Annotated in this window: 8 protein-coding genes, 1 tRNA gene and 1 other RNA gene; 4 read left to right on the top strand and 6 right to left on the bottom strand. The window is 68.3% G+C overall.

Translation table 11 applies throughout. The features are described from left to right. Positions 1–190: 190 nt before the first annotated feature. Positions 191–676 (bottom strand): MarR family winged helix-turn-helix transcriptional regulator, encoded by a 486-nt coding sequence (locus BJQ90_RS03510; RefSeq protein ID WP_226758924.1) that lies wholly within the window; start codon positions 674–676, stop codon positions 191–193. 68 nt (positions 677–744) lie between these two features. On the opposite strand from BJQ90_RS03510, the gene BJQ90_RS03505 reads away from it, so the two are divergent. Together BJQ90_RS03505 and BJQ90_RS03500 are read left to right on the top strand one after the other, a co-directional pair. Beyond that, positions 745–978 (top strand): hypothetical protein, encoded by a 234-nt coding sequence (locus BJQ90_RS03505; protein ID WP_226758926.1) that lies wholly within the window; start codon positions 745–747, stop codon positions 976–978. A 216-nt stretch (positions 979–1,194) separates the two neighbouring features. Beyond that, positions 1,195–1,407: a hypothetical protein gene (locus tag BJQ90_RS03500; RefSeq protein ID WP_226758925.1), complete on the top strand. Its 213-nt coding sequence runs from the start codon at positions 1,195–1,197 to the stop codon at positions 1,405–1,407. 89 nt (positions 1,408–1,496) lie between these two features. On the opposite strand, the gene BJQ90_RS03495 is transcribed toward BJQ90_RS03500, so the two are convergent. From BJQ90_RS03495 to ffs, 4 genes are all read right to left on the bottom strand, one after another. Continuing rightward, positions 1,497–2,855 carry an aspartate kinase gene (locus BJQ90_RS03495; RefSeq protein ID WP_226758923.1) on the bottom strand — a complete coding sequence of 453 codons (1,359 nt, stop codon included), beginning with the start codon at positions 2,853–2,855 and terminating at the stop codon, positions 1,497–1,499. Positions 2,856–3,185: 330 nt separating this feature from the next. Next, positions 3,186–3,785: a recombination mediator RecR gene (recR, locus tag BJQ90_RS03490; protein WP_226758922.1), complete on the bottom strand. Its 600-nt coding sequence runs from the start codon at positions 3,783–3,785 to the stop codon at positions 3,186–3,188. Positions 3,786–3,836: 51 nt separating this feature from the next. After that, positions 3,837–6,971 (bottom strand): DNA polymerase III subunit gamma and tau, encoded by a 3,135-nt coding sequence (locus tag BJQ90_RS03485; RefSeq protein ID WP_226758921.1) that lies wholly within the window; start codon positions 6,969–6,971, stop codon positions 3,837–3,839. Between the two features lie 27 nt (positions 6,972–6,998). After that, positions 6,999–7,095: signal recognition particle sRNA small type (gene ffs / locus BJQ90_RS03480), an RNA gene on the bottom strand. A gap of 226 nt (positions 7,096–7,321) precedes the next feature. On the opposite strand from ffs, the gene BJQ90_RS03475 reads away from it, so the two are divergent. Beyond that, positions 7,322–7,406, top strand: a tRNA-Ser gene (locus BJQ90_RS03475). 100 nt (positions 7,407–7,506) lie between these two features. On the opposite strand, the gene BJQ90_RS03470 is transcribed toward BJQ90_RS03475, so the two are convergent. Then, positions 7,507–8,418, bottom strand: a complete 912-nt coding sequence (locus BJQ90_RS03470) for an oxygenase MpaB family protein (protein ID WP_226758920.1) — start codon at positions 8,416–8,418, stop codon at positions 7,507–7,509. Between the two features lie 329 nt (positions 8,419–8,747). Between BJQ90_RS03470 and BJQ90_RS03465 the strand changes: the two genes are divergently transcribed. Beyond that, the coding region (locus tag BJQ90_RS03465; protein ID WP_226758919.1) for a M23 family metallopeptidase at positions 8,748–9,714 on the top strand (967 nt) is incomplete at its 3' end.

The raw sequence follows: 9,714 nt of genomic DNA, 5'->3' as shown, positions 1-9,714 counted from the left end.
GGGTGGGGGACGTCGTTTCGGTGTCCGGGGAGACGGTGCCCGTCGGGCTGGCCGCGCTCGGCGGGGCGGAAGCCGTGGGCGACGGGGCAGTTCCCGGCGAACAGGCCGCCAATCCGGCCACCGCCATCAGAACCAGCGCCGCGTGAGTCAGTTGCTTGCGCATCAGCCGTCCTCCTGTGTTTTGCCCAGTCTACCGCCGGGGCGCGTCCTTGGAAGCGGTCTTCGTGGCCGCGATCAGGGCCATCATGGAGGCGTGCAGCTGGCCGACCTCTTCGCGGCTCAGGCCCAGCAGGTCCATCATCGTTCCCGGCACGGCGGTGGCCCGCTGCCGCAGTGCGGCGCCCAGCGGCGTCAGGCCCACGGCCAGGGTCCGCTCGTCGCCCGGCACACGCTGGCGGGTGATGAACCCGGCGCCCTCCAACCGGCGCAGCAGCGGAGAGATCGTTGCCGGCTCCTGGGCGAGGGCCTCGCTGATGTCGCGCAGGGAGCGGGGGCTGGACTCCCACAGGCAGAGCATCACGAGGTACTGGGGGTGGGTCAGTCCGAGCTTGTCCAGGACCGGTTTATACGCGCCGACGACACTCCGGGAGGCCACCGTCAGGGCGAAGCAGAGCTGGTGCTCGAGCAGGAGGTCTTCCTGGATGTCTTCGGATACGTCTGTCACGGGGGCCTCCATTGATAGTTAGTGCACTAATTATTAGCGTACACTGGGGATATCGTTTCGTTCATTAGGAGTGGATAGTGATGGCCAAGGAAAGCACCGACAACGCCTCCCAGAAGTTCATGCGCGCAACCGGCAGGCTCAGGATGATTTTCGGGCCGGCCAACCGCAGCTCCCTTGGACACGAGATGACGGAGCAGAACCGGCAACTCCTGGCCCAGCGCGAGGCCGAAACCCAGCAGTGGGAGACACTCCACCGCCCCGACGGCAGCACCTATGTTGTGCCGCGCAACCCCGAGGACAAATCGCTGCGGTAAATCCGGCGCCGGCTGCGGTTCCCTCCGGGGCGCCCGCACACGTCAGGGCAGGCGGCCGGGCAAAATTCCGGCAAGTTCCCGGGCCGGCGGCGCCCATGCCTTTTCCAGCCGCCGGGCGTAAGATGGGCTCACTGGCACCAGCACTTCACCACGGCTGTTCCCCGTGGCCCGGACGCTGGAGAGGGGGTGGGAATTGTGGCAATTGCACTGCGGAAGATGGCACTCAGGCAGCACCTGCATCCGACGTCATGGGCACGCTTCCTTTTCGGCCCGGCCTCGCGGGGGGATTACACCGCGCCGGTCGTGCACAAAAATGACGACTTTGAGCAGGCCTCGGCAATGGAACTCGCCGGTTTCGAAGTGGAGACCGATGCGCAGGGACATCACTACGCTGTCCGAAAGGAAGACCTCCCGAAAGAGGAAGTCTGAACAACGCCCTGCGACGGCATGGGGAAGGGAGCGGCAGACGCCGCTCCCTTTCCCGGTTAATCCCTGGTGCTCGTCCTCGGCGGGGCGGCTCAGCGGCCGGTGCCGCCGTACACCGTAGCCTCGTCCTCGCTGTCCAGGTCGAAGGCCTTGTGGATGGCGCGCACGGCGTCGTCGAGCAGGTCCGCGTGGGTCACGACGGAAATCCGGATCTCGGAGGTGGAGATCATGTTGATGTTGATCCCGGCCTCGGACAGGGCGGCGAAGAACCGCGCGGAGACGCCCGGGTGGGAACGCATGCCGGCGCCGATCAGGGACAGCTTGCCGATCTTCTCGTTGTATTCGATGGTTTCGAAACCGATCCGGTCCTGCGCGGCGTGCAGGGCGGCGAGGGCGTCGGCGCCCTCGACGATCGGCAGCGTGAAGGAGATGTCGGTCCGGCCGGTCCCGTGGGTGGAAACGTTCTGGACGATCATGTCGATGTTCGAGTGGGAATCGGCGATGACCTGGAAGATCGCCGCCGCTTTGCCGGGGATATCCGGAACGCCGACAACCGTGACCTTGGCCTCGGAACGGTCGTGTGCAACACCGGAGATGATTGGCTGCTCCAAGGCAACTCCCTCTTGGGTTGTGATCTTGTCGTCGGCGCTGGGGAGGACCCAAGTGCCTTCGTTCTGGCTGAATGAGGAACGGACGTGCAGCGGCACGCCAAACCGGCGCGCGTACTCGACGCAGCGCAAGTGCAGGATCTTGGCGCCGGACGCGGCGAGTTCGAGCATTTCCTCGCTGGAGATCCGGTCAATTTTTCGGGCGGTCGGGACCACCCGCGGATCGGCGGTGTAGATCCCGTCGACGTCCGTGAAAATTTCGCACACGTCGGCGTCGAGGGCGGCGGCCAGGGCCACCGCCGTCGTGTCCGAGCCGCCGCGGCCCAGTGTGGTGATTTCGTTGGTGGTGCGGCTCATGCCCTGGAAGCCCGCGACGATCGCGATGTGTCCCTTGTCCAGGGCGGTGCGGATCCGGTGCGGGTCGACGTCGATGATCCGGGCCTTGCCGTGGATGCCGTCGGTGATCATGCCGGCCTGGGAGCCGGTGAAGGACTGGGCGGAGGCGCCGAACTTGTTGATGGCCATGGCCAGCAGGGCCATGGAGATGCGTTCGCCGGCGGAAAGGAGCATGTCCATCTCACGGGCCGGGGCGGAGTCCGTCACCTGCGCCGCGAGATCGAGCAGCTCATCGGTGGTGTCGCCCATGGCGGAGACGACCACAACCACTTCGTCGCCGGCATTCTGGGCATCCACGATCCGCCGGGCCACGCGCTTGATGCCCTCGGCGTCCGCCACGGAGGAGCCGCCGAACTTCTTCACCACAAGGTGCTTCGTGGCAACGGCAGTGACGGGCCGCTCCTGTGGCTGCGGTCCGGGAGGGACTTCGGTAGTGGGCAAACTCATGCGCGCACCCTCACTGCATCATCGGGGTTCTGGGCCAGGCAACCAAACGGCGCGACGGCGTAACTTCTCACTCCAGTTTATCGCCGCGGGCCCCCGGTTGCTGAATTGTGACCGAATGCCAGACAACCCGGCTCCCGTTCCGCTGGACATGCCCTCCGCCGCCGGCCAGGACTGGACATGCGCTCCGGCCCGGTCCGGACATGCCCTCCGGCGGGGCCCAGGGATGAGCATGTTGGCACTATGTCCATCCCCCGGCACAAGAGCTGGGCATGTCCACCGGGGGATCGGAGCACGTCGGCGGCAGGCCCGGCGTCGCGCAGGCGGAGGCCGTTAGCTCAGGGCGTTGCGGCGCCCCTCGAAGGCCCTGCCGAGAGTGACCTCGTCGGCGTACTCGAGGTCGCCTCCCACGGGCAGGCCTGATGCAAGCCGCGTCACGGCGATGCCAATCGACTTGAGCATGCGCGCCAAGTAGGTCGCCGTGGCTTCGCCCTCCAAATTGGGGTCCGTGGCGAGGATGATTTCCTGGATGGCGCCGTCGTTGAGCCGGGTGAGGAGTTCGCGGATCCGGAGCTGCTCGGGGCCGATGCCGGCAATGGGGTTAATCGCCCCGCCCAGCACGTGATACCGGCCACGGAATGAGCGGGTGCGTTCGACGGCGAGGACGTCCTTGGATTCCTCGACCACGCAGATGATCGAGGGGTCCCGGCGGGGATCGCGGCAGATGTTGCATAGTTCCTGCTCGGTGACGTTGCCGCAAACCGTGCAGAACTTGACCCGTTCCTTGACCGTGGTGATGGCGTCCACGAGACGTTTCATGTCCTGCGGGTCGGCCTCAAGGATGTGGAAGGCCAGCCGCTGGGCGGACTTGGGCCCTACTCCGGGAAGGCGTCCGAGCTCGTCAATCAGCTCTTGAACTGCACCTTCGTACACAATGTCCTCGTTCGTTTGGGGTGGTGCCGGGCGGTGAGCCCGGCGGGGCGGCTAGAAGCGCGGCGGCAGCGGGCTTCCGTCCAGGGACCGCTCTTCGACCAGCTTTCCGCCCAGGATGCGTTCGACGGCGGCCCGTCCGAAGACGCCGGATTCCTCGATCGTTTCGTCATCTGCGCTGGGGATGTCCTGGACATAGGTGGTGGCGGCTGCTGCCCGGGCCGGAGCCTTGGCCCGTCCGGCTTCAGCCTCCGGGCTGTTGGACAGTCGCTGGTAGAGGCTTTGCCGGCCCGCCGGGTTGGGCGCAGCGGACGGTGCCGGGTCCGCCGCCGGCGATGCTGCCGGTGCAGCGGGCGGGGCCGCCGGCACCGCGTGTGCCAGTGGGGCGGGCGCGGCCATCGGCGCGGCGTCGGCTGAGGCCGGGATGGATCGGGCGCCTACCGACACCAATTCCGCGGGGTCTCCCCAACTATTCGTCGAGGAGGTGACGGGTTCATACGCGGCGGAAGCCGACACTGCCGCGGCGTACTGCGGCACCTGCGCCGCCGCAGGTTCGTAGTGCGGAGGTTCCGGCTCAGGAGCGGGCTCGGGGGTTGCCGACTCGTTCGGAGGGTAGGTTCCGACGTTGGAATCCGCTCCGACCGCCCAGATCCCCGGGGACTGCTCGACGGCCCGGGCCCAGGGGTCGTCGGCGGTGTCCGGCGCCTCGGGGGCGGGAGCGTGGGCCGGTGACGTGCGGGATGCGGCGCCGGGCCGCGCCGGAGCGGAAGTTTTCTTGCGCGTTGGCGCGGGCACGGCGGCCGGCTGGGCTGCCCGTGCCACGGCGGGTGCGGCGGGGTCCCAGTCCATGGGCGGTTCCTCGTCCAGCGGCGGAGCGTCCTCGTCGCGCGGCGGACCCCAGTCATCGTCGGGGTAGGCGTACGACCCGGCAGGCGCCGGGGACGAGCTTTCCTGTTCGCCTGCTGCCGGTGCGGGGGCATGCGGGGCTTCGGGGGCAGCGGCTGCCTGCGCCGGTGACGGAGCAGTCGGAACTGGAACGGGTGTCTGGGCCGCAGGAGCCGGCGTGACGGAGGCGGGCGCCGTTGCTGCCGGCGTTTCGGGGTTCTGGGCAGCGGCCGGCGTGACGGGGGAGGTCGCCCGGGCGGGAGCGGCCGGAGCGGGTTCGGTGTGAGCTGGTTCCGTTGGCGCCGGCCCGGCTTGAGGTGCGGCGGCTGCCGGGGGCAGGCCCCAGTCAGCGTCGGTGGGCGCGGCCGGGACGTCCCGGCTAACGGGTGCTTTTGGGTTTGGCTCAGAGCTCGCTGCGCTGTTGCTTCCGCTGGCCACGGCGTTGATCTGGCATTCGATGCCGATAGTCTTGTGGATCGCCTGGCGCAGGTTTTCGGAGTGATCCGCCCGGCCGAAAGCTCCGGCCAGCCCGGAGGTGGTGAACGCGAGTGTCAGGACATGGTCTTCGAAGTGGCCCACCTGGGCATTCGGTTCGACCAAGGCCCAGGTGCTCCGCTTGATTTTGCTGAGCGTCTGCAGGATCTCTGGCCAGGCCCGGCGGAGGACCTCGACGTCGGGACCTGACCCGGCGGCCCGCGCAGCGGCGGGCGCGGCAGAAGAAGGTACCGGGGCGGCCTGGTTCTGGACCGGGGCGGGCTCGGCCGGCTGGTTCTGGACCGGCGCGGACGGCGCCGGGCCGGAAGGAACCGGGGCAGGCGGTGCGGCGACGACCGGTGCCGGCCGTGCCGGCACGGATGCGCGGGGTTCCGGGGTCTTCCCGGAAGCACGGTTGGCCGTGGCGGGCTCGTCGACCGGCCAGTCGCCGGTGCTGACACGTGGCGCGGTGAGTGTTTCCCTGGCCGGTTCGGTGTCGCTCCCGGCGGCCAGGGCAGCCGCGGGGGATGCCGTCGTGGGTGCGGCAACGGGAGCCGCGGGAGCCGGATCCATCGGCGCGGGGGCAGCCGGTCCGGGAGCGGCCGGGACCGCGGGCATCGGAACAGCCGGTGCCGCGGCGGGCGCCCCGACGTCGTTCCCTGCGTAGTTCAGGCGGCGTTCCACCCGGTCGATCCGGGCGGCAATGCCGCGCTCGGTCTGCTCGGAGGAAGGCAGCAGGATGCGGGCGCACAGCAATTCCAGGTGCAGCCGCGGCGAGGTGGCGCCGGTCATTTCGGTCAGCGCGGTGTTGGTGACGTCCGCTGCCCGGGACAACTCGGCCGCGCCCAGGTTGTGGGCCTGGTTCTGCAGGCGCGCGATCTGGTCCGAAGGCATGCCGCGGAGGATTGACTGGGCGCTCTCCGGCATGGCCTGGACGATGATGAGGTCGCGGAAGCGCTCCAGCAGGTCCTCCACGAAGCGGCGCGGGTCATGCCCGGTCTGGATGACGCGGTCCACCGCGCGGAACACCGTGGCGGCGTCGGACGCCGCAACGGCCTCCACGACGTCGTCGAGCAGGGAAGCGTGGGTGTAGCCCAGCAGTGCGACGGCCAGTTCGTAATCCAGGCCCGCCGGGCCGGCGCCGGCCATGAGCTGGTCCAGCACGGACAGCGAGTCCCGCACCGACCCACCTCCGGCGCGGATGACGAGCGAGAGCACACCGGGCGCCACGGGGACGTCTTCCTGCGTGCAGAGCAGTTCGAGATACGCCATGAGCGGCTCCGGCGGGACAAGCCGGAACGGGTAGTGGTGCGTGCGGGAGCGGATGGTGCCGATGACCTTGTCCGGCTCCGTCGTGGCGAAGATGAACTTGATGTGTTCCGGCGGCTCTTCGACAATCTTGAGCAGCGCGTTGAAGCCGGCGGACGTGACCATGTGGGCTTCGTCGATGATGAAGATCTTGTAGCGGTCCCGGACGGGGGCGTAGGTGGCCCGTTCGCGCAGGTCGCGGGCGTCGTCCACGCCGCCGTGGCTGGCGGCGTCAATCTCGATGACGTCGAGGGAGCCGGAACCGCCGCGGGCGAGTTCGATGCAGCTGGGGCACGTGCCGCAGGGGGTGTCCGTGGGGCCTGCGGCGCAGTTCAGGCAGCGGGCCAGGATGCGGGCGGAAGTGGTTTTTCCGCAGCCGCGGGGGCCGGAGAAAAGGTATGCGTGGTTGACGCGGTTCTTGCGCAGCGCCGTCATCAGCGGCTCGGTGACGTGTTCCTGCCCGATAACGTCGGCGAACGAATCAGGGCGGTATCGACGGTAAAGAGCGGTAGTAACAGTCACAGATAAACCCTACCAATCGGCACAGACATAAAAGACCCCTCATGCACCCGCCAGAGCCCATTTACCCTTGCTACCTTCCGGTCCTGGGGGAGTTCAACAGGATGACGCCACATGAGGGGCCGTCAGCAAGTTTACCCGACGTTTGAGTGTGCCCCGAATCGCGCACCGTGGGCCCGGGAAATCCCGCGGGACATGCCCAATTTTCCCGCGACGGAGTGGGCACAATGGGCCAATGTCCACCCGCCGCGGCCGGGGTGGGGCATGTCCCGCAGGACGTGTCCGGAGGGGTCAATTGGGCGATGCCGGGAAGTTCAGGTAGTCTAGTATCTGCTTTTGATTCAGAAGCTACTGGAGAATTCGCCTAGCGGCCTATGGCGCACGCCTGGAACGCGTGTTGGGTTAACGCCCTCGGGGGTTCAAATCCCCCATTCTCCGCGGTTGGCCCCGGTCCTCGGACCGGGGCCTTTTTGCGTGCCGGGCAATCCCCGCGCGGTCCGGAACCGTGCCCGTCCGGGCCCCGTCCAATCCTCAGCCCTCAGGCCTCGTAGCCCAGCCTGCGGAGCCGGTCCCGGGCGGCCTGCTCGCTGGGGCCCACCCGGCCCAGGGCAAGGTGGACGACGCCGAGTGTCACCTTCGTGGCCAGCCGCACCGGCAGCGGGACAGGGCCAAGACGGGCGGTGCGGAGGCCCAGCAGCTCACGGTATTTGGGTTCGAGACTCGCCACCGCCGCCGCGAACAGCACCCGGTACCCCAGCCTCAGCGCCGGGTGGAGCGGCGGATTGCGGATGAACGCCACCGTCTCGGCGACCCTTTCGTCGGACCGCAGCTCCCCGGCGTCGTACCAATGGTCCAACTGCCGGCGCATGGCCTCCTCGCTGAGCGGCGGCGACTCCACCCCCATCAGCTCCCCGGCGTGCGCCCACTCACGCACGTAGGCATCGGGGCCGCCCGGGATCGGCCTGCCCCAGATCTTGTGCGCCGAGAGGAAGGCATCGGTGAAGGCGATATGCACCCAGCGGAGCAGTTCCGGATCATTCGCCGCATAGCTCCGGGCGACGCCGTGCCCGTCCACGTAGCCCCCCCGCACCGGTCCATGGAGCCGCAGCACCCAGTCGGAGGCCGTGCGGGCCGCGGCGGTTGAACCGTAGGAAACGGTGAAGATCCAGCGGATCGTTCCGGCCAGCCGGCCCAGCGGGTCCTCCCGGAAGCGTGAGTGGTCGTGGACGCCGGCCAGCGCGCCGGGATGGAGCGCCTGCATCAGCAGCGCCCGGATGCCCGCCACGATAGTGGGCATGTCACCATGGACGGCCCAGACGGCCGAACCTGGCAGGTGGTAGCCGGCATCGTCGCCGTCGGCCAGCCGCGGCACCCAGTCCGGCACGGACTCACGGGTTCCGGTGAACGTCTGTTTGAGTTCGGACTGCCATTCCCTGAGGAGGTTGCGCATACCCCATTCTCGCTCACCGCCGCTGCGGCCCGGTACTTGGCCCAATACCTAGGACTACTGGGCCACCACCTGAGTTCCAAAGGGGGTAGTTTTTACCGTTCCCACGGCCATCCGATTGTGGTCCCATAAGAACGTGAGTCCGCGATATTGGGGACTGGCTGACAGAATGCGGGAGTCACATCGTGGGAAAACACTGGGGAAACTCGTCGAGTGAGAAGGCCATCAGAGCGCGAGTCATCGCGGTGCGCTGTCTGTCGGGCGGCTTTTGCCTCTCGCTGGCGGTCCTGACCTTTGGAGCCCAAGGCCTGTCGGGCAGCGGCGCCGGAGTTTTGCCTTCCCCGGCACTGGCCTCCGGCGTTGTCGGGCCGGGCACTTTGAATCCGGGCACTGCGGGCACCCGCGCCGTGCCAGGCTCCGAGGCACCCTCGACGGCGGGATTCACTGCGGACGCCCTGGCCCTGGTCGCCTACAGCCGGTCAACGGTCGAAACGACCTCCAAGGACGGCGTCCCCGGGGAACTCAATGTGGCATCGGCCGGATTGAAGCGGCCGGCAGAAGGCTTCCTCATGGCACCCCTGGAATTCATCCAGGAGACCTCTCCCTTCGGACTGCGGACCAGCCCCATCTCCGGGTCCGCCGGCGAATTCCACTGGGGCCAGGACTATGCCGCGGCCTGCGGCACCCGGGTCTATGCTGCCGACGCCGGAGTCGTGCGGGCAGTCGGCTGGCACCCGTGGGGTGGCGGAAACCGTGTGGAAATCGACCACGGCAACGGACTCATCACCACCTACAACCACCTTGAGGCGATCGCCGTCAAGAAAGGCGACTCGGTGCGGGTCGGCGAGGTCATTGCCCGGGTGGGGACGACCGGATCGTCCACCGGCTGCCACCTTCATTTTGAGACCATCCTGAACGGCACCCACAAGAACCCGCACGACTGGACCCTTCTTCCGATCAGCCAGACGGACCAGCTGGGCACCATCGAAATGACCAGTTATGCGCCCGATGCCGGCAGCCCCTCCAACGCAACGCTTGGCTGGGCGATCCCGGTGTCCGATAACGGGAAGCATGTAGTCACCGGCGGCGCCCAGGAAACGCACATTGCCACCCTGCCGGGAACGCCCTACTCCTCGTCCGCGGCGCCCTCGCCGACTCCGTCGATCTGGGACGCACTGTCGCCGACCAGGACAAGGTCCGATACCCCAACGCTTGAGCCCAGCCAGCCGCCGAGCGGGACAGACGGGACCACCACAGCGGGAGGCTCCCAGACTCCGGGCAGCCCGCCCGCCCCCAGCG

Origin of the sequence: Arthrobacter sp. SO3 (assembly GCF_020532825.1) — a bacterium.
GTDB lineage: Bacteria > Actinomycetota > Actinomycetes > Actinomycetales > Micrococcaceae > Arthrobacter.
Note: the sequence above shows the minus strand (reverse complement) of the source record. Positions and strands in the feature narration are given on the sequence as shown.

Excerpts from the sequence above, each read along its gene's own strand:
- BJQ90_RS03510 (WP_226758924.1), bottom strand. The coding sequence starts at position 676 with ATGGAGGCCCCCGTGACAGACGTATCCGAAGACATCCAGGAAGACCTC.
- BJQ90_RS03505 (WP_226758926.1), top strand. The coding sequence starts at position 745 with ATGGCCAAGGAAAGCACCGACAACGCCTCCCAGAAGTTCATGCGCGCA.
- BJQ90_RS03500 (WP_226758925.1), top strand. The coding sequence starts at position 1,195 with ATGGCACTCAGGCAGCACCTGCATCCGACGTCATGGGCACGCTTCCTT.
- BJQ90_RS03495 (WP_226758923.1), bottom strand. The coding sequence starts at position 2,855 with ATGAGTTTGCCCACTACCGAAGTCCCTCCCGGACCGCAGCCACAGGAG.
- BJQ90_RS03470 (WP_226758920.1), bottom strand. The coding sequence starts at position 8,418 with ATGCGCAACCTCCTCAGGGAATGGCAGTCCGAACTCAAACAGACGTTC.